The sequence below is a fragment of the Actinobacillus porcinus genome, assembly GCF_901764995.1.
GTDB classification, from domain to species: domain Bacteria; phylum Pseudomonadota; class Gammaproteobacteria; order Enterobacterales; family Pasteurellaceae; genus Exercitatus; species Exercitatus porcinus.
Genome location: NZ_CABFKI010000006.1, coordinates 114965 through 136579 on the forward strand (window position 1 = coordinate 114965; position 21615 = coordinate 136579).

The 21615-nt window shown below is 41.3% G+C and carries 19 protein-coding genes; 11 read left to right on the plus strand and 8 right to left on the minus strand.

All coding sequences use genetic code 11. The annotated features are described in order from the left end of the window. Positions 1-172: 172 nt before the first annotated feature. Positions 173-676, plus strand: coding sequence for an S-ribosylhomocysteine lyase (gene luxS / locus E7T07_RS06005; protein ID WP_135709985.1), 504 nt, complete (start codon positions 173-175; stop codon positions 674-676). Between the two features lie 11 nt (positions 677-687). Next, the gene (gene purT, locus E7T07_RS06010) at positions 688-1869 is read left to right on the plus strand and encodes a formate-dependent phosphoribosylglycinamide formyltransferase (protein WP_135709986.1); all 1182 of its coding nucleotides are present in this window, start codon (positions 688-690) and stop codon (positions 1867-1869) included. Between the two features lie 68 nt (positions 1870-1937). On the opposite strand, the gene hemN is transcribed toward purT, so the two are convergent. The 3 genes from hemN to yihI form a co-directional block, all read right to left on the minus strand. Beyond that, the gene (gene hemN, locus E7T07_RS06015; protein ID WP_135709987.1) at positions 1938-3305 is read right to left on the minus strand and encodes an oxygen-independent coproporphyrinogen III oxidase; all 1368 of its coding nucleotides are present in this window, start codon (positions 3303-3305) and stop codon (positions 1938-1940) included. Positions 3306-3388: 83 nt separating this feature from the next. Further along, positions 3389-3820, minus strand: a complete 432-nt coding sequence (locus tag E7T07_RS06020) for a DUF2489 domain-containing protein (RefSeq protein WP_135709988.1) — start codon at positions 3818-3820, stop codon at positions 3389-3391. Positions 3821-3826: 6 nt separating this feature from the next. Continuing rightward, on the minus strand, positions 3827-4390 hold the full coding sequence (gene yihI / locus E7T07_RS06025) for a Der GTPase-activating protein YihI (protein ID WP_135709989.1): 564 nt from the start codon (positions 4388-4390) through the stop codon (positions 3827-3829). A 367-nt stretch (positions 4391-4757) separates the two neighbouring features. Here yihI and rplJ point away from each other — a divergent pair, with 367 nt between their 5' ends. The 4 genes from rplJ (at position 4758) to rpoC (ending at position 14466) form a co-directional block, all read left to right on the plus strand. Beyond that, positions 4758-5249 (plus strand): 50S ribosomal protein L10, encoded by a 492-nt coding sequence (rplJ, locus tag E7T07_RS06030; protein WP_135709990.1) that lies wholly within the window; start codon positions 4758-4760, stop codon positions 5247-5249. Between the two features lie 57 nt (positions 5250-5306). Further along, positions 5307-5675, plus strand: a complete 369-nt coding sequence (gene rplL, locus E7T07_RS06035) for a 50S ribosomal protein L7/L12 (protein ID WP_078237105.1) — start codon at positions 5307-5309, stop codon at positions 5673-5675. Positions 5676-6068: 393 nt separating this feature from the next. Next, positions 6069-10097 carry a DNA-directed RNA polymerase subunit beta gene (rpoB, locus tag E7T07_RS06040; protein WP_135709991.1) on the plus strand — a complete coding sequence of 1343 codons (4029 nt, stop codon included), beginning with the start codon at positions 6069-6071 and terminating at the stop codon, positions 10095-10097. Positions 10098-10197: 100 nt separating this feature from the next. Continuing rightward, a complete protein-coding gene (gene rpoC, locus E7T07_RS06045; RefSeq protein ID WP_135709992.1) occupies positions 10198-14466 on the plus strand; it encodes a DNA-directed RNA polymerase subunit beta' in 4269 nt (1422 codons plus the stop codon). Between the two features lie 289 nt (positions 14467-14755). On the opposite strand, the gene mutM is transcribed toward rpoC, so the two are convergent. The 4 genes from mutM to radC all read right to left on the minus strand — a co-directional run bounded on the left by mutM (position 14756) and on the right by radC (position 16961). Continuing rightward, a complete protein-coding gene (gene mutM, locus E7T07_RS06050; RefSeq protein ID WP_135709993.1) occupies positions 14756-15568 on the minus strand; it encodes a bifunctional DNA-formamidopyrimidine glycosylase/DNA-(apurinic or apyrimidinic site) lyase in 813 nt (270 codons plus the stop codon). A 90-nt stretch (positions 15569-15658) separates the two neighbouring features. Continuing rightward, complete coding sequence (gene rpmG, locus E7T07_RS06055; protein ID WP_135709994.1) at positions 15659-15829, minus strand: 50S ribosomal protein L33; 171 nt, start codon at positions 15827-15829, stop codon at positions 15659-15661. Positions 15830-15840: 11 nt separating this feature from the next. Beyond that, positions 15841-16077: a 50S ribosomal protein L28 gene (gene rpmB / locus E7T07_RS06060; RefSeq protein WP_005599762.1), complete on the minus strand. Its 237-nt coding sequence runs from the start codon at positions 16075-16077 to the stop codon at positions 15841-15843. 221 nt (positions 16078-16298) lie between these two features. Next, complete coding sequence (gene radC, locus E7T07_RS06065) at positions 16299-16961, minus strand: RadC family protein (RefSeq protein WP_135709995.1); 663 nt, start codon at positions 16959-16961, stop codon at positions 16299-16301. A 208-nt stretch (positions 16962-17169) separates the two neighbouring features. Between radC and coaBC the strand changes: the two genes are divergently transcribed. From coaBC to crp, 5 genes are read left to right on the plus strand one after another with little or no spacing between them, the layout of a single operon-like run. Then, positions 17170-18378, plus strand: coding sequence for a bifunctional phosphopantothenoylcysteine decarboxylase/phosphopantothenate--cysteine ligase CoaBC (coaBC, locus tag E7T07_RS06070; protein ID WP_135709996.1), 1209 nt, complete (start codon positions 17170-17172; stop codon positions 18376-18378). A gap of 15 nt (positions 18379-18393) precedes the next feature. Then, positions 18394-18849 (plus strand): dUTP diphosphatase, encoded by a 456-nt coding sequence (gene dut / locus E7T07_RS06075; protein WP_135709997.1) that lies wholly within the window; start codon positions 18394-18396, stop codon positions 18847-18849. Positions 18850-18855: 6 nt separating this feature from the next. Continuing rightward, the gene (gene slmA / locus E7T07_RS06080) at positions 18856-19512 is read left to right on the plus strand and encodes a nucleoid occlusion factor SlmA (protein ID WP_135709998.1); all 657 of its coding nucleotides are present in this window, start codon (positions 18856-18858) and stop codon (positions 19510-19512) included. Then, positions 19509-19733 carry a YheU family protein gene (locus E7T07_RS06085; protein WP_135709999.1) on the plus strand — a complete coding sequence of 75 codons (225 nt, stop codon included), beginning with the start codon at positions 19509-19511 and terminating at the stop codon, positions 19731-19733. Before slmA ends, E7T07_RS06085 begins: the two co-directional genes overlap by 4 nt. Before the next feature lie 59 nt (positions 19734-19792). Next, entirely contained in the window at positions 19793-20431 is a 639-nt protein-coding gene (gene crp, locus E7T07_RS06090) for a cAMP-activated global transcriptional regulator CRP (protein ID WP_135710030.1), read from the plus strand. 84 nt (positions 20432-20515) lie between these two features. Here crp and recF read toward each other — a convergent pair whose 3' ends face one another. Further along, positions 20516-21598, minus strand: coding sequence for a DNA replication/repair protein RecF (recF, locus tag E7T07_RS06095; RefSeq protein WP_135710000.1), 1083 nt, complete (start codon positions 21596-21598; stop codon positions 20516-20518). Between the last annotated feature and the right edge of the window lie 17 nt (positions 21599-21615).

The window sequence follows — 21615 nt, forward strand, 5'->3', positions numbered from 1 at the left end:
TTCCTACGATTAGACGGTAAAAAAACGCCCTATTTCTAACGAAACAGGGCGATAAATATAACCTAAGGAACCAATTTTTTTATTATTAATTGCAACAGCAAGTTGCTTGTATTCTAAGACTTGTTTATTTTCAGAAAGTTCAAAAATAATTTCATTTTTTTAAGGAATTTTTATGCCATTACTTGATAGCTTCAAAGTTGACCACACCAAAATGACAGCACCCGCTGTTCGAATCGCAAAAACCATGACAACCCCAAAAGGGGATTTATTAACCATTTTCGACTTGCGTTTTTGCGTGCCAAATAAAGAAATTTTATCGCCAAAGGGAATTCATACCCTTGAGCATTTGTTTGCAGGATTTATGCGAGACCACTTAAATAGCGATACGGTAGAAATCATTGATATTTCACCAATGGGCTGTCGAACCGGGTTTTATATGTCTCTAATTGGTTCACCGAGTGAGCAGCAAGTTGCCGATGCTTGGACGGCTTCTATGCACGATGTACTTGCCGTAAAAGATCAAAGCAGTATCCCGGAACTCAATCTTTACCAATGTGGCACTTATACGGAACATTCCCTTGAAGATGCGCATGCCACCGCACAAAATGTGTTGGCGCGTGGCGTTGGCATTAATAAAAATGAAGATTTAGCTTTAGATGACTCTCTACTTAAATAAGGAATAACAAGATGACAAAAATTGGCACCGCACTAACATCAAAAGCAACCAAAGTAATGTTGTTGGGTTCTGGTGAATTAGGTAAAGAAGTCGCAATCGAATTAATGCGCTTAGGCGTTGAAGTGATTGCCGTGGATCGTTATGAAAACGCGCCGGCACAACAAGTTGCGCATCGTGCTTATACCATTTCCATGTTGGACGGCGATGCGTTACGCGCATTAGTGGAAAAAGAAAAGCCGGATTATATTGTGCCCGAAGTGGAAGCCATTGCGACAGAGACTTTAGTTGAATTAGAGCAAGAAGGCTTTACGGTGGTACCAACGGCAAAAGCCACGAAATTAACCATGAACCGTGAAGGAATTCGCCGTTTAGCCGCGGAAGAGTTGGGGTTACCCACTTCTAACTATGAATTTGTAGCGGATTTTGCCGGCTTTGAAAGTGCGGTGAAAAAAATTGGCGTTCCTTGTGTGGTGAAACCCATTATGTCCTCATCAGGTCATGGACAGTCGGTGATTAAGTCTTTTGATGAGATTCAAAAAGCATGGGATTATGCACAAGAAGGAGGTCGCGCAGGCGCAGGTCGCGTGATTGTGGAAGGTTTTGTCAAATTTGATTATGAAATCACCTTGCTGACCGTGCGTCATATTGGCGGAACCTCATTCCTTGCGCCAATTGGTCATCGTCAAGAAAATGGCGATTATCGCGAATCATGGCAACCGCAAGCAATGTCTGAAGTAGCATTGAAAAAAGCCCAAGAGATCGCAGAAAAAATTACCGGCGCATTAGGTGGCCGCGGCATTTTCGGGGTAGAAATGTTTGTGCGTGGCGATGACGTGATTTTCAACGAAGTATCGCCACGTCCGCATGATACGGGAATGGTGACGCTCATTTCGCAAGAGCTTTCTGAATTTGCTTTACACGCTCGCGCCATTTTAGGCTTGCCAATCCCTACCATCAACTTAATTGGCCCTGCCGCAAGTAAAGCCGTGGTGGTGGAAGGTAAGTCGAATCAAGTACAATTCGGCAATTTGGCTGAAGTATTGGCGGAGCCTAACACAGATCTGCGCATTTTCGGCAAAGGCGAAGTGGACGGACACCGCCGCATGGCAGTGATTTTAAGCCGTGACATTTCGGTGGAAAAAGCCTTAGAAAAAGCGTTACGTGCTTATGATAAGTTAGATATTACGCTTTAATAAATAGCTAAAAAAACAACCGCACTTTGATTCAATTAAAGTGCGGTTGTTTTTTGTGAAGATTTTAATTAAATAATTCTCGAGAACTGTTGTCTTCTTGCGGCTTGTCGAGAATAGGTGTCAAAGCACAAACAGATATTACGAATTAATAATCGTCCTGACGGCGAGACAATAATCCCTTTATCATTTATTTCTAATAGTCCATCTTCCGCTAAGGGCTTGAGCAAGTCTAGATCTTCCGCAAAATGGGATTTGAAGTGAATGTTGTATTGTTTTTCAATTGCGCTGAAATCCAATTTAAAGTTGCAAATTAACGCTTTAATCACATCGCGGCGCAGGCAATCTTCTTGAGAGAGTTCAAGTCCTTTGTGTAACGCGATGCCGTGGCTGTCCACATCTGCATAATAGTGTTTCAATTCTTTTTGATTTTGGGCATAAGTGTCGCCTAATAAACTAATGGCGGACACCCCTAAGCCCAGTAAATCACATTCTTCTTGTGTCGTATAGCCCTGGAAATTTCGGTGCAAAATACCTTTATCTTGTGCAATGGCGAGCTCATCGTCAGGTTTTGCAAAATGATCCATGCCGATAAATTTATAGCCTGCTTTGCCTAAGGTTTCGATGGTTTTCTCTAAAATGGTGAGTTTAGTTTGTGGTGCCGGAAGCTGTTCTTCTTTGATTTTTGCCTGACCGGCAAAACGGCTTGGTAAATGGGCATAGTTAAAGACACTTAATCGATCAGGATTAAGCTCAATGACTTTTTGCAAGGTAAACATAAAACTCTCTACATTTTGTAACGGTAATCCATAGATTAAATCTAAGTTAGTGGATTGGAAACCGAGTTCACGAGCTCGAATTAAGAGCTGGCGAATAAAGTCTTCATCTTGCTCACGATTTACCGCTTTTTGTACCTCTTTATTGAAATCTTGAACGCCCATACTAATGCGATTAAAACCAATATTTTTTAGATGTTCTAGCATGGACAGCTCGATTTCTCGTGGATCCATTTCAATGGAAACTTCTGCATTTTTGGCGATGTTGAAGTGATCTGTCAGCATTTTCATTAAACGTGCTGACTGTTCTTCTGTTAAATAAGTCGGTGTACCACCGCCCCAGTGAATTTGGGTGACTAAACGGTTTTTAAATAAGTTTGCACGTGTGGTGATTTCTTTTTCTAAGAAGTCGAGATAAATATCTGCTTTGTGTTGGTGACGTGTGATGACTTTATTACAGCCGCAGAAATAACAAAGTTTATGGCAAAAAGGAATATGGACATAGAGCGATAATGGACGCTCAGGGTAGCGCGCAGCGGCCGCTTTAAAATTTTCGTCAGTATAGTTTTCGTGGAATTCCAAGGCGGTAGGGTAAGAGGTATATCTTGGTCCTGATTGGTTATATTTTTGGATTAAATTTAGGTCAAAAGTGATATTGTTCATGGTTTTCTAGGTAATGAAGTGCGGTCAAGATTTTTCATATTTTGTCTAGGGATAAGTGTTTGCTTATCCCCGAATGATAAGTTTTAGGCAATTTCTTTTAATAGCTGTAAAACTTCTTCTTTAATTTTTTCTTCTAATTCGACTTCCTTGCTTTCGCGGGCTAAATCGAGTTTCATTCGTTCATTTTTCTTTAAGGCTTTGCGTTCATCATGAGTGGGCATATCTTGCACTACTTCATATAACGCCCACATGGCGGGATAGTCTTGTAGGCGTTTTTGCCCTAGTGGTTCAAGCAACATTCTTAAACGAATCACACCTTCCGAATGATTACATTCATTGCTTTGCATAGCGCGGGCAATAATTTCAATACTTTCTTTAATGCGTGTTATCCGCGCTTGTTTGGCTTGCTCAAACAACTGTTTTTGTTTGCGCAGTTGTGCGAATAGGTAAAGAGAATATGCCCCCATTGCCATGATAATCGCAATACCAAAAATGAGTAAAATTGTCGTCCACATAAACAGTTATCTAAATTGGTTAATATCAATTTTTTCAAAGGTGTTAAGCAGATCGTCCTCGCTTTCTTCATCTTCGATGCCAAGTTCATCCATTAATTGGGCAATGCGATCTAGGCACTCATCCACAAATTTTTGATCTGCAGCACTAATAGTTTTACCGGCATCAAGTTGATCAAGTAAGTCATTCAAACATTCATTGTTTTCTAACTGCTCAAGCTCTAACTCAGGCGAAAGTGCGGTGGGTTTGGTGTCTAATTTAACCGGTTGAATAAACTGCCCTTTTTCAGGTTTATTGACAAATTCAACGATTAAAGGCACTTTTTTACGGCTTCCAATCCGTGGATCTTTTTTCTCCGTCAGTTGGGTGTTTTTTTGTGCATCGCTTGCGCTATGGCGAGAACCTGAGGTGAGACCTTTGTGTTTACGCTTGCGCTTTTCTTCTCGCGCCTTGGCATCGAGCTCATAGCGAGAGAGTTTTTTCCCTGAAAGTGGTTTGTTTTCAGGTTTTTTATCAGCCTTACGAGTGGGCATGATATCGGTAAGACGGCGTGATTTTTTTTGTCTAGACATAGGATTTAATAAAGTATGGTTTAAATAAAGTTGAGAGATTGTACCATAAAAATGCTGAAAATTATGAAAGCGATATACAATCTTGTAAGATTAAATCGGATAAAAAATGATATTTTCACTTTACAATGGCGTTTAAAGTCAGTATCATACCGCCCTATTTTGTGGGCAACCACAAATTTGATGGTGCTTGCCAATCAAGCCCCGTCCAAGACCGTAGGAGAAAATCCTTGATTTTCTTAATCGCCTACGTAGATGGTGAACAGAAAAAGAATTTTCTGCTTCTGTACACCGAAGTCGTCCTAGTACGCTGTTTGTATTAGGTAATTTAATTCCGAGAAATCGGAGTGTATTCAGGAGCTAAAAGCCAATGGCATTAAATCTTCAAGACAAACAAGCAATTGTTGCTGAAGTAAATGAAGCAGCCAAAGGTGCCCTTTCAGCTGTAATCGCGGATTCTCGCGGTGTAACAGTTGATAAAATGACTGATTTACGTAAAGCAGCTCGTGAAGCTGGCGTTTCAATGCGCGTAGTTCGTAATACTTTATTACGCCGTGCAGTTGAAGGTACAGAATTCGAATGCTTAAAAGATACGTTTACCGGTCCAACTCTTATTGCATTCTCAAATGAACACCCGGGTGCAGCAGCACGTTTGTTCACTGAGTTCGCAAAAGCAAACAAAGAGTTTGAAATTAAAGGTGCAGCCTTTGAAGGTAAAATCCAAGATGTTGCATTCTTGGCAACGTTACCAACTTACGAAGAAGCGATTGCACGTTTAATGGGTACAATGAAAGAAGCTGCGGCAGGCAAACTTGTTCGCACTTTTGCAGCATTACGCGACAAATTACAAGAAGCTGCTTAATTTCAAGCAAGAACTTCTTAACTCGTTTAACTTTATTTACATTAGGAATTGATTGTTATGTCATTAACTAACGAACAAATCATTGAAGCGATTGCTTCTAAATCAGTATCAGAAATCGTTGAATTAATCGCAGCGATGGAAGAAAAATTCGGCGTTTCAGCAGCGGCAGCAGTAGCAGCAGCTCCGGCAGCAGGCGCAGCGGCAGCAGAAGAAAAAACTGAATTCGATGTAGTATTAGCAGACGCTGGTGCGAACAAAGTAGCTGTAATCAAAGCAGTACGTGGTGCAACAGGTTTAGGCTTAAAAGAAGCTAAAGACTTAGTTGAATCTGCTCCGGCTAACTTAAAAGAAGGCATCTCTAAAGCTGAAGCTGAAGCATTGAAAAAAGAATTAGAAGAAGCTGGCGCGAAAGTAGAAATCAAATAATTTTGATTTTGAACCCACTTTTCGAAGTTCAAGAGACCCCGATGGTAACATCGGGGTTTTTGTTTATATAATGCCTAAGGAATGATTGCCAAAGTCCTCACAAAATACTATAATGCAAAACCATTTTTAAAAAATGCAGCTGGCAGTGAAAATCTGTCAGCTTTTTGTGTTGTTTAGCAATACAAAAATACTCACCGTTTTATTGCATAAAAATTAAGTTAAATCAGTCTGTTAGCTTAATGCAATCCGCTCATCAGAAGTAAGGTTCAGAGTGCGGGATCTGGAAACGGGTTCAAACATTGATTTGAAAAATACATGAGAATTTAACCGCACTTGTATGTCGGTGTATTTTTCATTTCAACTCGGTCTCACTAAAAATTACAGGGAAAACCAATGGGTTACTCTTATACTGAGAAAAAACGTATTCGTAAAGACTTCGGTAAACGTCCGCAAGTTTTAAACGTACCTTATTTATTAACGATTCAATTAGATTCATTCGACAAATTTATTCAACGCGATCCGGAAGGTCAGCAAGGTTTAGAAGCCGCATTCCGTTCTGTGTTCCCAATTGTGAGCAACAATGGTTCAACAGAATTGCAATATGTGAGCTATAAATTAGGCGAGCCTGTATTTGACGTGCGTGAATGTCAAATCCGTGGCACAACTTTTGCCGCACCGCTCCGCGTGAAATTACGCCTTGTGAGCTATGATAAAGACGCTGCTCCAGGCACGATTAAAGACATCAAAGAACAAGATGTTTATATGGGCGAAATCCCATTGATGACCGAAAACGGTACTTTTGTGATTAACGGTACTGAACGTGTTATCGTTTCGCAATTACACCGTAGTCCGGGTGTGTTCTTTGATTCAGATAAAGGTAAAACTCATTCATCAGGTAAAGTGCTTTATAACGCACGTATTATTCCTTACCGTGGTTCTTGGTTAGATTTTGAGTTTGACCCGAAAGACAACTTATTTGCTCGTATTGACCGCCGCCGTAAATTACCGGCGACTATTATTTTACGTGCATTAAACTATAGCACAGAAGAAATCTTAGATTTATTCTTCGATAAAGTTGTATTTGAGATCCAAGACAACAAACTTTTAATGGCACTTGTACCGGAACGTTTACGTGGCGAAACAGCGACTTTTGATATTGAAGCCAATGGCAAAGTTTATGTTGAACGTGGTCGCCGTATTACGGCTCGTCACATTCGTGCCTTAGAAAAAGACAATATCACGCAAGTTGAAGTGCCAACAGATTACATCATTGGCAAAGTGGCGGCGAAAGATTATGTTGATCTTGAAACAGGCGAAATCATTTGCCCGGCTAATATGGAAATTAGCTTAGAGTTATTAGCCAAATTAGCACAAGCCGGTTACACAACTATCGAAACCTTATTTACTAACGATTTAGATTTCGGTCCATATATTTCAGAAACCTTGCGCGTAGATCCATCTCACGACCGTTTAACGGCATTGGTTGAGATTTATCGTATGATGCGTCCGGGCGAGCCACCAACAAAAGAAGCGGCAGAAGGTTTATTTGACAACCTATTCTTCTCTCAAGAACGTTATGACTTATCCGCAGTAGGTCGTATGAAATTCAACCGTTCAATTGGTGTTGAAGAAGAAACAGGCAGCGGTGTATTAAGCAAAGAAGACATCGTTAGCGTGATGAAAAAATTAATCGACATTCGTAACGGTCGTGGTGAAGTGGATGATATTGACCACTTAGGTAACCGCCGTATCCGTTCAGTGGGTGAAATGGCTGAAAACCAATTCCGTATTGGTTTAGTACGTGTTGAACGTGCGGTGAAAGAGCGTCTTTCTTTAGGTGACTTAGATGCAGTGACACCACAAGATTTAATCAACGCAAAACCAATTTCAGCGGCTGTACGCGAATTTTTCGGTTCATCACAATTATCACAATTTATGGACCAAAATAACCCATTATCAGAAGTTACGCATAAACGCCGTATTTCTGCATTGGGTCCGGGCGGTTTAACGCGTGAACGCGCTGGCTTTGAAGTACGTGACGTACATACTACGCACTACGGTCGTGTGTGTCCAATCGAAACCCCTGAAGGTCCAAACATCGGTTTGATTAACTCATTGTCTGTTTATGCACGTACCAATGATTATGGTTTCTTAGAAACACCATATCGTAAAGTGGTTGATGGGCAAGTAACTGAAGAAATCGAATATTTATCTGCGATTGAAGAAGGTAAATATGTGATTGCGCAGGCTAACTCAAACTTAGATGAAAACTTCCGTTTTACCGATGCTTATGTTACCGCGCGTGGCGAACATGGTGAATCAGGTTTATATCGCCCTGAAGAAATTCACTATATGGACGTTTCCACACAACAAGTGGTTTCTGTGGCGGCAGCCTTAATCCCATTCCTTGAGCATGACGATGCGAACCGTGCGTTAATGGGTGCAAACATGCAACGTCAAGCAGTACCAACATTACGTGCGGATAAACCGTTAGTGGGTACAGGGATGGAAAAACCAATCGCCCTTGACTCCGGTGTTGCGGTGATTGCAAAACGTGGTGGTGTCATTCAATACGTTGATGCTTCACGTATCGTGGTAAAAGTAAACGAAGATGAAACCATCCCGGGCGAAGCAGGTATCGATATTTATAACCTGATTAAATACACCCGTTCAAACCAAAACACTTGTATCAACCAAATTCCTTGTGTGAACTTGGGTGAACCTGTTGGTCGTGGTGAGATCTTGGCAGATGGTCCGTCAACAGATTTAGGTGAATTAGCATTAGGTCAAAATATCCGTGTGGCATTCATGCCTTGGAACGGTTATAACTTTGAAGACTCAATGTTAGTGTCTGAACGTGTTGTTCAACAAGATCGTTTCACAACCATTCATATTCAAGAATTATCTTGCGTGGCGCGTGATACTAAATTAGGCGCAGAAGAAATTACTGCAGATATTCCGAATGTGGGTGAATCCGCGTTAAGCAAACTGGATGAATCAGGTATTGTTTATGTGGGGGCTGAAGTTAAAGGTGGCGACATCTTAGTAGGTAAAGTAACACCGAAAGGCGAAACCCAATTAACGCCGGAAGAGAAACTTTTACGTGCGATCTTTGGTGAAAAAGCCTCCGATGTTAAAGATTCTTCATTACGTGTGCCTAACGGTACTTCAGGTACAGTTATTGACGTTCAAGTCTTTACGCGCGATGGCGTAGAGAAAGACAAACGTGCGCTTGAAATTGAAGAAATGCAATTAAAACAAGCGAAAAAAGACCTTGTTGAAGAATTAGAAATTTTAGAAGCAGGTTTATTCTCACGCGTTCGCCACTTATTAGTGGAAGGCGGTATTAATGAGAAAGAATTGGATAAATTAGACCGCACTAAATGGTTAGAACAAACCTTAAGTGATGAAGCGAAACAAAACCAATTAGAACAACTTGCAGAACAATACGAAGAGTTACGCAAAGACTTCGAGCATAAACTTGAAGTGAAACGTGGCAAAATTATCCAAGGGGATGATTTAGCACCAGGCGTTCAAAAAGTGGTGAAAGTGTACTTGGCGGTGAAACGTCAAATTCAACCTGGGGATAAAATGGCGGGTCGCCATGGTAACAAAGGTGTTATCTCAAAAATTAACCCGGTTGAAGATATGCCATACGATGAAAACGGTCAACCTGTTGAAATCGTGTTGAACCCACTGGGCGTACCTTCACGTATGAACATCGGTCAGATCCTTGAAACGCACTTAGGTTTAGCGGCGAAAGGTATCGGTGACCAAATTAACGCAATGATCAAACAGCAACAATCTGTGGCGAAATTGCGTGAATATATCCAAAAAGCTTACGACTTAGGTGGCGGTTCACAAAAAGTAGATCTAAGCACATTTACAGACGAAGAGGTGATGCGCTTAGCTGAAAACTTGCGTAAAGGTTTACCGCTTGCAACACCAGTATTTGATGGTGCGCACGAAAGCGAAATTAAAGAGCTATTAAAACTAGGTGGACTACCGACTTCGGGTCAAATTACCTTGTACGATGGTCGTACGGGTGAAAAATTCGAGCGTCCGGTAACCGTAGGTTATATGTATATGCTCAAATTGAACCACTTAGTTGACGACAAAATGCATGCTCGTTCAACAGGTTCTTATAGTCTTGTTACACAACAACCATTGGGTGGTAAAGCACAATTCGGTGGTCAACGTTTCGGTGAGATGGAGGTATGGGCATTAGAAGCATACGGTGCTGCATACACATTACAAGAAATGTTAACCGTGAAATCCGATGACGTGAACGGCCGTACGAAGATGTATAAAAACATCGTGGGCGGTACCCACTATATGGAACCAGGTACGCCAGAGTCTTTCAATGTAATTATGAAAGAAATTCGCTCGCTTGGTCTTAACATTGACTTAGACGAAGAGTAATTTTCGTCAATAGCGACAAATCCGCGCAAAGTGCGGTCAAAAATCTTGTATTTTTTCAACCGCACTTTGAATATCTTTAACTCCGAGTGGAGCAAAATCTGTGAAAGATTTAGTTAATTTTTTAAAAGCGCAATCAAAAACAGCTGAAGATTTTGATGTGATTAAAATCGGTTTAGCCTCACCAGATATGATCCGTTCATGGTCATTTGGTGAAGTGAAAAAACCGGAAACCATTAACTACCGTACATTTAAACCAGAACGTGACGGTCTTTTTTGTGCACGTATTTTCGGGCCGGTAAAAGATTACGAATGTTTATGTGGTAAATATAAACGTTTAAAACACCGTGGTGTGATCTGTGAAAAATGTGGTGTTGAAGTTACACAAACTAAAGTACGCCGTGAGCGTATGGGGCATATTGAATTAGCCTCTCCGGTTGCACACATTTGGTTCTTAAAATCACTTCCGTCCCGTATCGGCTTATTATTAGATATGCCATTACGTGATATTGAGCGTGTGCTTTATTTTGAATCATACATTGTGATCGAGCCGGGTATGACTGATTTAGAAAAAGGTCAGTTATTAACCGAAGAGCAATATTTAGACGCTGAAGAACGTTGGGCAGATGAATTCGATGCGAAAATGGGGGCGGAAGCTATCCAAGCCATTTTACGCAATATGGATTTAGAGCATGAATGTGAAACCTTACGTGAAGAGTTACAAGAAACCAACTCAGAAACGAAACGTAAGAAAATCACCAAGCGTTTGAAATTATTAGAAGCTTTCATTCAATCCGGTAACAAACCGGAATGGATGGTAATGACCGTATTACCGGTTCTTCCACCGGATTTACGTCCGTTAGTCCCATTGGACGGTGGTCGTTTTGCCACTTCAGATTTGAATGATTTATATCGCCGTGTAATTAACCGTAACAACCGTTTAAAACGTCTTCTAGACTTAATCGCGCCGGATATTATCGTACGTAACGAAAAACGTATGCTACAAGAATCTGTGGATGCGTTGTTAGATAACGGTCGCCGCGGTCGTGCGATTACCGGTTCAAATCGCCGTCCATTAAAATCACTTGCGGATATGATCAAAGGTAAACAAGGTCGTTTCCGTCAAAACTTATTAGGTAAACGTGTTGACTATTCAGGTCGTTCTGTAATCACCGTAGGTCCATACTTGCACCTACATCAATGTGGTTTACCGAAAAAAATGGCGTTGGAATTATTCCGTCCGTTTATCTATGCGAAATTAGAAAGTCGTGGTTATGCAACAACCATTAAAGCCGCGAAGAAAATGGTTGAGCGTGAAGACGCTATCGTATGGGATATTCTTGCGGATGTAATTCGTGAACATCCAATTTTATTAAACCGTGCGCCAACCTTGCACCGTTTAGGTATCCAAGCCTTTGAACCAATCTTAATTGAAGGTAAAGCGATCCAGTTACACCCGCTTGTTTGTGCGGCGTTTAACGCGGACTTCGATGGTGACCAAATGGCGGTTCACGTTCCGTTGACATTAGAAGCGCAATTAGAAGCGCGTGCATTAATGATGTCAACCAACAACATTTTATCACCGGCAAGTGGTGAGCCGATTATCGTGCCTTCACAAGACGTGGTATTAGGTCTTTACTATATGACACGCGATAAAGTGAACGGTAAAGGCGAAGGTATGTTGTTACAAGACCCACGTGAAGCAGAAAAAGCCTATCGTACAGGTCAAGCAGAATTACATTCTCGCGTTAAAGTTCGCATTACCGAACACGAGAAAAACGAAGCCGGTGAATGGGTTGCAAAAACAACCTTAACGGATACGACTGTTGGTCGAGCTATTTTATGGATGATCGCACCAAAAGGGATGCCATTTAGCTTGTTTAACCAAACCTTAGGCAAAAAAGCGATTTCAAAATTAATCAATGAATGTTATCGCCGCTTAGGAATGAAAGAAAGCGTGATGTTCGCAGACCATATTATGTACACCGGTTTTGCTTACGCGGCACGTTCAGGTTCATCTGTTGGTATCGATGATATGGTGATTCCTGAGAAGAAATATGAAATTATTTCTGCAGCAGAAGCTGAAGTGGCAGAGATTCAAGAACAGTTCCAATCAGGTCTTGTAACCGCAGGTGAGCGTTATAACAAAGTCATCGATATTTGGGCTGCGGCAAATGAACGCGTAGCGAAAGTGATGATGGAAAACCTTTCAACGGAAGAAGTGCTCAACCGTGAAGGTAACCCTGAAAAACAAGCGTCATTCAACAGCATCTTTATGATGGCAGACTCGGGTGCGCGTGGTTCTGCGGCACAGATTCGTCAGTTAGCCGGTATGCGTGGTTTGATGGCACGTCCGGACGGTTCGATTATCGAAACCCCAATTACTGCGAACTTCCGTGAAGGTTTGAACGTATTACAGTACTTTATTTCAACCCACGGTGCGCGTAAAGGTTTGGCGGATACCGCGTTAAAAACAGCGAACTCAGGTTACTTAACACGCCGTTTAGTTGATGTAGCACAAGACTTAGTGATTACAGAAGACGACTGTGGTACACACGAAGGTATTCAAATGATGCCATTAATTGAAGGTGGCGATGAAAAAGTACCATTACGTGAATTAGTATTAGGTCGCGTGGTTGCTGAAGATGTCTTCAAACCGGGTACGGAAGAAGTCTTAATTCCACGTAACACATTGATTGACGAAAACTGGTGTAACATCATTGATGAAAACTCAGTAGATAGCATCAAGGTGCGTTCAGTGGTAACTTGTGACACAGACTTTGGTGTGTGTGCGAAATGTTACGGTCGTGACTTGGCGCGCGGTCACTTGATTAACCAAGGTGAAGCAGTGGGTGTTATTGCGGCACAATCTATCGGTGAACCGGGTACACAGTTAACCATGCGTACGTTCCATATCGGTGGTGCGGCATCTGCGGCAGCGAAAGAATCAAGCGTACAGGTGAAAAACAACGGTACAATTCGTTTAGCGAATATTAAATCGGTGACCAACCACGAAGGTAAATTAGTTTTAACGTCTCGTAATACAGAATTAACCGTTATCGATGCATTCGGTCGTACAAAAGAACACTATAAATTACCTTATGGTGCAACGTTAAACAAAGTTGATGGTGCAGAAGTCAATGCGGGTGAAACTGTTGCAAACTGGGATCCGCATACAATGCCGGTGGTTTCTGAAGTTGCAGGTTTCGTAAAATTTGTTGATATTGTTGATGGTTTAACAGTAAGCCGTCAAACAGATGAATTAACAGGTTTATCATCAATCTTAGTCCAAGATGTGGGTGAACGTGCGACAGCAGGTAAAGACTTACGTCCGGCGATCAAATTAGTTGACGCTAAAGGCAACGATATTTTAATCGCAGGCACAGACGTAGTTGCTCAATACTTCTTACCGGGTAAAGCCATTGTTACTTTAGATGATGGTGCGGAAATCAAAGTGGGTGATCCACTTGCACGTATTCCACAAGAATCTGTGGGAACAAAAGATATTACCGGTGGTCTTCCACGCGTAGCAGACTTATTCGAAGCACGTAAACCGAAAGAGCCGGCAATCTTAGCGGAAATTTCAGGTATCGTGTCATTCGGTAAAGAAACCAAAGGTAAACGCCGTCTATTAATTACCCCAACAGATGGTGGCGAAACTTACGAAGAAATGATTCCAAAATGGCGTCAGCTCAACGTATTCGAAGGCGAAATGGTACAACGTGGCGACTTGATCTCTGATGGTGCAGAAGCGCCGCACGATATCTTACGCCTACGTGGTGTTCATGCTGTAACGGAATACATCGTTAACGAAGTGCAAGAAGTTTACCGCCTACAAGGGGTAAAAATTAACGATAAGCACATCGAAGTAATCGTTCGTCAAATGTTACGTAAAGCGGTCATTACCAATGCTTACGATTCTGAATTCTTAGAAGGTGAGCAAGTGGAAGTGGCACGTATTAAAATCGTTAACCGTAAACGTGCTGCGGAAGGCAAACCGTTGGTTGAATTCGAACGTGAATTGCTTGGTATTACCAAAGCATCATTGGCAACTGAGTCATTTATCTCAGCGGCATCGTTCCAAGAAACCACACGTGTTCTTACCGAAGCAGCTGTTGCAGGTAAACGCGATGAATTACGTGGCTTAAAAGAGAACGTGATTGTAGGTCGTTTAATCCCGGCAGGTACAGGTTTTGCGTATCACCAAAACCGTATTAAAAACCGTGCAGCAGGATTTGAAGCACATGAAGAACCTGAAGTGAAATTCTCAGCGGCAGATGAAGCTGAAATTGAAGCAGAGTTCAACATCATTGCTGAAGATGATCCAACAGCAAGCCTAGCAGAAATGCTTAATATGGCTGACGATGAGTAATCATAAAAGCTAATAAAATCCCCTGAAATTTGATTTCAGGGGATTTTTTTTTATTAACAATATTTAGGGTTTGTCGATGTCTTGTGCTTATAAAATATACTATTTTATACTTTGTACGCAAAATGTGTACTAGGTTTATAGTTGAGTGGCTTTGCTACTCTAATTCTCAGCCCCAAAGGGGCTGATTTATGCGTAACCCAGTATGGCTCAGCCATGCTGGGATCTTAAATAAATACTGATTGATGATTTTGCAATCTCAAAACATCAATAAGCCCTAATATAAATTAACTTATTTCTTTTGGCATTTCGGGCAAATATAACTATTCCGTTGCCCAACAACTAAACTTTCAATTTTATGACCGCACTTTGGACAAGGTTCCCCTTTCTTGCCATAAATTTGTAATTCCTGCGCAAAATACCCGGGTTTCCCATCTGGTTGTAGAAAATCTTTTAATGTTGTGCCGCCTTGCTGAATGGCCCGAGTGAGTTCAGTTTTGATGGTTCGTGCTAATGCTTCTGCATCTTGCTTGGTTATCTTTCCTGCCGGCTTTTCAGGATGAAGTCCACAGTAAAATAAGACTTCATTAGCGTAAATATTGCCGACACCGACAACTACGGCGTTATCCATTAAAAAGGATTTAAGTGCGGTAGATTTTTTGCGTGATTTTTTAAAGAGATATTCGCTATTAAATTCATCCGAAAGTGGCTCAGGGCCAAGTTTGGTAAAGAGATGAAAGCTATCTAAATTGGTCGTCCATAACCATGCACCAAAACGTCTTGGGTCGTTATATCGCATAATTTTGCCATTGCTCATCACAATATCGAGATGATCGTGTTTTTCGATGGGATCTTTGTCAGTCACAATACGAACAGATCCTGACATTCCGAGATGACCAATAATAAACCCTTTTTCGGTATGAATAATAAGATACTTGGCGCGGCGTGAAAGTGCGGTCACTTTTTGATGAGAAATTTGCGTCAATTCTGGGCTCACTTCCCAGCGTAATTTAGGTTGTCTGACGATAATTTTTTCGATGAAAAAGGCGTTGAGATAAGGGGCAATGCCATTTTTTGCTGTTTCAACTTCAGGTAACTCAGGCATTTTATTCTCCTATTATTCTCTTAAGAACGGTAAATGGGTAATAAAAAACCCGAATTTGCATTCGGGCTTTTTAATTGATGTGAGACTAAATTATTTGATTTTAGCTTCACGATAAATAACGTGTTGACGAACAACGGGATCAAATTTTTTGATTTCCATTTTTTCCGGCATATTACGTTTGTTTTTATCTGTTGTGTAGAAGTGACCAGTTCCTGCTGAAGAAACTAAACGGATTTTCTCACGAGCGCCTTTAGCTGCCATTTCTTAGCTCCTTAGATTTTTTCGCCACGAGCACGGATTTCAGCTAATACTGCATCAATGCCTTTTTTATCGATAATACGCATACCTTTCGCTGTTAAGCGTAAAGTTACGAAACGGTTTTCTGACTCAACCCAGAAACGGTGAGTGTGTAAGTTTGGTAAAAAACGACGACGAGTCGCGTTTAATGCGTGCGAACGGTTGTTACCAACTGCTGGACGCTTGCCTGTTACTTGACAGACTCTAGACATAATAATCTCCAATAATTAAATATAAGCTCGAGCTTACGGTTCGGATACAAGTTCAAGGAAAGCCTTGAGAGCCACCTCGTCAGGTCGCTAGTCGCCGACCCGCTTACTATATTAAAGGTCGCAAATTATACTTGCTTTATTCTGTTTTCTCAAGGGGAAAATAGCTTTTCCATTAAAAACCGCGAAATTTTACACGAAAACGCATGAAGATCCAACAATTCTTATAACCAACCCTGTTCTGCAAAGGAAAAGTAACTGCCTTTACCGATGACAAAATGATCTAAGATGCGGATTTCCATTAGTTCAGCCGCATTTTTGATCTTTTCGGTAATCTGTTGATCTGAACGGCTGGGTTCGGCTAAACCAGAGGGATGATTATGCGCAAGAATTAATGCGGCAGCGTTGCAATAAAGGGCGGTTTTAATGATTTCACGCGGATAAACGCTGGCGGCATTAATGGTACCAAGAAACATTTCTTCTGTTTTGATTAAGCGATGTTGATTATCTAAAAACAATACCAGAAACACTTCCCTTTCTCGATGTTCCAATTCAGTTTGCAAATACATTCTTGCGGTATTGGGATCGGTAAATTCATGGGCAAATTTTAATTCGTCAAGTAAATAACGCTTTGTCATTTCTGTGCAGGCTTGTAGTTGGATATATTGTGTAATCCCAATACCTTTAAATGTGCAAAATTCTTTTTGGGATGAGGTAATTAAACCTCGTAATGATCCAAAATGTTCAAGGACATTTTGAGAGAGTTGCATCACGGGGCAATTTTTTATGCCTGTGCGCAAAAATATGGCGAGTAATTCGTGATCAGCAAGGGAATTGGCGCCATATTGCAGTAATTTTTCCCTAGGCATCAAAGAGGGATTTGTCATAAAAATTCCTAATATATTAATATGTTGGAGGCGGCTTTTTTATTGAAAGATAAACCGCCACTCGTTTCTTTATGCAAGATAAATAAACGGAAAAAGAAAGGCGAGAGCGTGGCAGAAAATTTGGAATTAAGATCACAAAATTAAATGTTTTCTTGATAAAAATTAAAGTACAATGGTCAGTTCAGTAAGAAGTGAAAAAGGACTAACAATGTCAGATTTACAAGGGAAACGAGTGGTTGTCGGTATTACAGGCGGAATTGCTGCCTATAAAACCATTGAGTTAATTCGTTTATTACGTAAGGCAGACGCAGAAGTGCGGGTCGTATTAACCCCCGCTGCAGCGGAATTTGTAACACCTTTAACGTTGCAAGCCATTTCAGGAAATCCCGTTTCACAATCTTTATTAGATCCATCTGCAGAATTATTCATGGGGCATATTGAGCTCGCAAAATGGGCGGATATTGTTGTGGTTGCCCCCGCAACGGCGGATTTTATTGCGCGTATGACTGTGGGGATGGCAAATGATTTATTATCAACCCTTTGCCTTGCTACTGCTGCGCCAATTTTGCTTGCGCCTGCGATGAATCAACAAATGTATGCACAAACGGTGACACAAGAAAATATTGCTAAGCTGATTCAACGTGGCGTGAAATTTATTGGCCCGAATTCAGGGGCGCAAGCTTGTGGTGATGTGGGCGCAGGGCGTATGTCCGAACCGGCTGAAATTTTTACCGCACTTTGTGAACATTTCAGCATCAAAAAAGATTTGCTGGGATTAACGGTAGCCATTACGGCGGGCCCAACGCAAGAAGCCATTGACCCGGTTCGCTATATTAGCAATCATAGCTCAGGGAAAATGGGCTATGCGATTGCACAAGCTTTTGCGGATCGCGGTGCGGAAGTAACCCTAATTAGTGGACCGGTTAATTTACCAACGCCAGCGCATGTGAATCGTATCAATGTGATTTCCGCCCAAGAAATGTGGCAGGTTGCTATGGAAAGTGCGGTGAAAAATCAGCTATTTATTGGTTGTGCGGCGGTGGCGGATTATCGAATGGCGGAAATTTCGACACAAAAAATCAAGAAAACCGGCGATAATGATGAACTGACTTTACGTTTGGTTAAAAACCCAGACATTATTGCGAGTGTCGCCGCACTTGATGAACAGCGTCCATTTGTGGTAGGTTTTGCTGCGGAAACACAAAATGTGGAAGCATATGCTAAGGACAAATTGCAGCGAAAAAATTTGGATATGATTTGTGCCAATAATGTAGCGGGCGGTGCAGTCTTTGGTGAAGATCAAAATGCTTTACATTTATTTTGGAAAGATGGTGAGAAATTATTGCCAACTTGCTCAAAAACCAAATTGGCGCAAGGCTTAGTACAAGAAATTGTTGAACGATTTATAACCCGATAAGAGAACAAAGAAGAAATGAAAAAAATTGACGTTAAAATTTTAGATAGCCGTATTGGCAATGAATTTCCTTTACCCACTTATGCCACTACAGGGTCTGCAGGGTTGGATTTACGCGCTTTAGTTGAAGAAGGATTTGAAATTCAACCGGGTGAAACAAAATTGATCCCAACAGGGTTATCGATTTATATCGCTGATCCGAATTTAGCGGCAGTTATTTTGCCCCGTTCGGGTTTAGGTCATAAAAATGGGATTGTATTGGGGAACTTAGTGGGCTTGATTGATAGCGATTATCAAGGGCCGTTAATGGTCTCTATGTGGAATCGTGGTCAAGAGCCGTTTCGTGTGGAAATTGGTGATCGTATTGCTCAATTAGTTTTTGTGCCTGTTGTACAAGCAGAATTTAATCTTGTGGAAGATTTTGAGCAAACCGATCGTGGTGAAGGTGGTTTTGGTCATTCGGGTAAGAAATAAGAATTCATGGTAGAAGAACAACTTGAAATTGCGGTTATTGAACCCGCGCCTTTAGAAACGAAAGCACCTAAAATCGAGAAACGAAGTGTGAATGAACGCCGTCAACAAGTGTTAGCGGTGTTGACCAGCATGCTTCATTCTGAAAATGGTATGGAACGTATGACGACAGCACGCCTTGCAGAAGCCGTTGGTGTTTCTGAAGCGGCGCTTTATCGTTATTTCCCAAGCAAAACGAAAATGTTTGAAGCGTTGCTTGATAATATTGAGCAGAATTTGTTTACGCGAATTTCTCAATCCATCAGAATGGAAACCAATACGGTAAATCGCGTGCGTGATATTATGCAGATGATTTTAGACTTTGCGCGCAAAAACCCGGGTTTAACGCGAGTATTAACAGGACATGCGTTGATGTTTGAAGATGCCAAATTGCAAGCGCGAGTCGCTCAGTTTTTTGATCGTTTAGAATTGCAATTTGTGAATATTCTACAAATGAGTAAATTGCGAGAAGGGCGAACATTTGCTATGGATGAGAAAACCTTGGCAACTTATTTGGTTACTCTATGTGAAGGACAATTTATGCGTTATGTGCGCACCAATTTCCGCCGTACGCCAAACCAAAGCTTTGAACAGCAATGGAAACTGATTGAGCTGTTATTTCAATGATTATTCCTTGGCAAGAATTAGATCAGGATACCTTACGTAACATTGCGGAAAGTGTTGTCTTACGTGAAGGGACTGATTACGGCTTTGAAGAGCTTTCTTTGGAGCAAAAAGTGCAACGATTGCTAACGTTAATCCGCAATGGAACTGCAGTTATCGTTTGGTCTGAGTTGCATGAAACAATTGATATAAAAAACAAAGATGACTTCTTAGGGAAATACTAAGAACGATTGCATATTATAATGGAGTGTTATCAATGCAAGATTTAGAAATGATGAGATCAATGGAAGAGCAGTCAATTTCCACGTTCATTGATCCAACAATTGATTGGTTTATTTCTCACTGTCATATTCATAAATATCCGACTAAAACGACATTAATTCATGCGGGCGAGAAAGCAGAGACACTTTATTATTTGGTGAAAGGCTCTGCGATTGTCATGGTTAAAGATGAGGAAGGCAAAGAAATGATTTTGTCTTACTTGAATGAAGGGGAATTTTTTGGCGAAGTGGGGTTATTTGAAGAAAATCAAACGCGTTCCGCTTCAGTGAAAGCACGTACGACCTGTGAAATTGCCGAAGTATCATACAAAAAATTCCGTCAGTTGATTCAAGTGAATCCTGAGATATTGATGCATCTTACAGCGCAATTGTCGCACCGCTTGCAAAATACCTCACGCCAAGTAACTAACCTCGCCTTTTTAGACGTGGCGGGACGGATTGCCCAAACCTTAATTAATTTGTCAAAAATGCCTGATGCGATGACTCATCCTGATGGGATGCAAATTAAAATTACACGCCAAGAGATTGGTCAAATGGTGGGGTGTTCGCGTGAAACAGTCGGTAGAATTCTGAAAATGCTGGAAGATCAAAATCTTATTGCAGCACACGGAAAAACCATTGTGGTATTCGGAACACGTTAATTAGCAGTCTGTGCATTTGAGATAAACAGCAAAGTGCGGTCAAATTTTTCGGAAATTGACCGCACTTTTGTTTGAAATATTATCCTAACGGATGGGCTCAATGATACCGTTATTGACGGAAAAGAGACGATGGTTTTCAGGGCGCATTTGTTTAAGCTGTTCTTGAGTAATAGCCGTAACAAACACTTGTGAATGGCTTTGTTGTAATCGTTCCGCCAGTAGCGCGCGTTTGGTTTCGTCTAACTCTGAAGCAAAATCATCAATCAGGAAAATACAAGAGCGTTCTTTTTCTTGCATTAAATGTTCACCTTGTGCTAAGCGCAATGCACACATCAACAGTTTTAATTGTCCACGCGATAGCACATCTTCAACAGGTAACCCATTGGCTTTAAAACGAAAATCGGCTTTTTGCGGACCGGCGAAGGTGTAACCTAAATGCTTATCTCGCTCAAAATTTTCACGTAATAAATCTGCATAATCCGTATTTTTATCCCAGCCTTGATGAAAACTCACACTGATTTCTAACTCCGGTAGAAAAAGCCGGCAGGTACGCTCAATATCAGCCCGCAACGCTTCCGCATACTCAGCGCGCCAATGGCTGACTTGATGGGCTAATTTAGCAAGTTCTACATCCCAAATTTTGAGCGCGTTGTAGTCATAGGTTTGGTGTAGTGCGGCATTGCGCTGTTTTAATAAACGATTGAGTGACGACCAAGCGGCATGAAAGGCGGGCTGGTGGTGGAATAATCCCCAATCTAGGAAAGCACGGCGGTAGCTTGGGCCGCCATTGAGTAGAGTTAAACCTTCCGGCGTAATGATTTGCATGGGCAATAAATGGGCAAGATCGGAAATTTTATTACCATCTTCACCGTTAATCTTAACGATAGTATTGCCTTCTTTCCGTTGCTTTTGTAGTCCAACCGACCATTCGTGTTGTTGTTCTTGAATTCGCCCATGTAGGGTGAAATGCGGTTGGTCGTAAGAAATAATGCGAGTGGTGACCGCACTTTTGAAGGAACGCCCATGCCCAAGGTAGAAAATACTTTCTAACAAACTGGTTTTGCCACTGCCATTATTTCCCACCAAAAAGTTAAAGCCGTGGTCAAATTCAAGATCCACGGCGGTGAGATTTCGGAAGTGTTCGATAATTAAACGGGAAATTGCCATAAAGTGCGGTGAAATTG

What these genes read in the sequence shown, in the direction of transcription:
- luxS (WP_135709985.1), top strand. Translation starts at nt 173, where the DNA reads ATGCCATTACTTGATAGCTTCAAAGTTGACCACACCAAAATGACAGCA.
- purT (WP_135709986.1), top strand. Translation starts at nt 688, where the DNA reads ATGACAAAAATTGGCACCGCACTAACATCAAAAGCAACCAAAGTAATG.
- hemN (WP_135709987.1), bottom strand. Translation starts at nt 3,305, where the DNA reads ATGAACAATATCACTTTTGACCTAAATTTAATCCAAAAATATAACCAA.
- E7T07_RS06020 (WP_135709988.1), bottom strand. Translation starts at nt 3,820, where the DNA reads ATGTGGACGACAATTTTACTCATTTTTGGTATTGCGATTATCATGGCA.
- yihI (WP_135709989.1), bottom strand. Translation starts at nt 4,390, where the DNA reads ATGTCTAGACAAAAAAAATCACGCCGTCTTACCGATATCATGCCCACT.
- rplJ (WP_135709990.1), top strand. Translation starts at nt 4,758, where the DNA reads ATGGCATTAAATCTTCAAGACAAACAAGCAATTGTTGCTGAAGTAAAT.
- rplL (WP_078237105.1), top strand. Translation starts at nt 5,307, where the DNA reads ATGTCATTAACTAACGAACAAATCATTGAAGCGATTGCTTCTAAATCA.
- rpoB (WP_135709991.1), top strand. Translation starts at nt 6,069, where the DNA reads ATGGGTTACTCTTATACTGAGAAAAAACGTATTCGTAAAGACTTCGGT.
- mutM (WP_135709993.1), bottom strand. Translation starts at nt 15,568, where the DNA reads ATGCCTGAGTTACCTGAAGTTGAAACAGCAAAAAATGGCATTGCCCCT.
- rpmG (WP_135709994.1), bottom strand. Translation starts at nt 15,829, where the DNA reads ATGGCAGCTAAAGGCGCTCGTGAGAAAATCCGTTTAGTTTCTTCAGCA.
- rpmB (WP_005599762.1), bottom strand. Translation starts at nt 16,077, where the DNA reads ATGTCTAGAGTCTGTCAAGTAACAGGCAAGCGTCCAGCAGTTGGTAAC.
- radC (WP_135709995.1), bottom strand. Translation starts at nt 16,961, where the DNA reads ATGACAAATCCCTCTTTGATGCCTAGGGAAAAATTACTGCAATATGGC.
- coaBC (WP_135709996.1), top strand. Translation starts at nt 17,170, where the DNA reads ATGTCAGATTTACAAGGGAAACGAGTGGTTGTCGGTATTACAGGCGGA.
- dut (WP_135709997.1), top strand. Translation starts at nt 18,394, where the DNA reads ATGAAAAAAATTGACGTTAAAATTTTAGATAGCCGTATTGGCAATGAA.
- slmA (WP_135709998.1), top strand. Translation starts at nt 18,856, where the DNA reads ATGGTAGAAGAACAACTTGAAATTGCGGTTATTGAACCCGCGCCTTTA.
- E7T07_RS06085 (WP_135709999.1), top strand. Translation starts at nt 19,509, where the DNA reads ATGATTATTCCTTGGCAAGAATTAGATCAGGATACCTTACGTAACATT.
- crp (WP_135710030.1), top strand. Translation starts at nt 19,793, where the DNA reads ATGGAAGAGCAGTCAATTTCCACGTTCATTGATCCAACAATTGATTGG.
- recF (WP_135710000.1), bottom strand. Translation starts at nt 21,598, where the DNA reads ATGGCAATTTCCCGTTTAATTATCGAACACTTCCGAAATCTCACCGCC.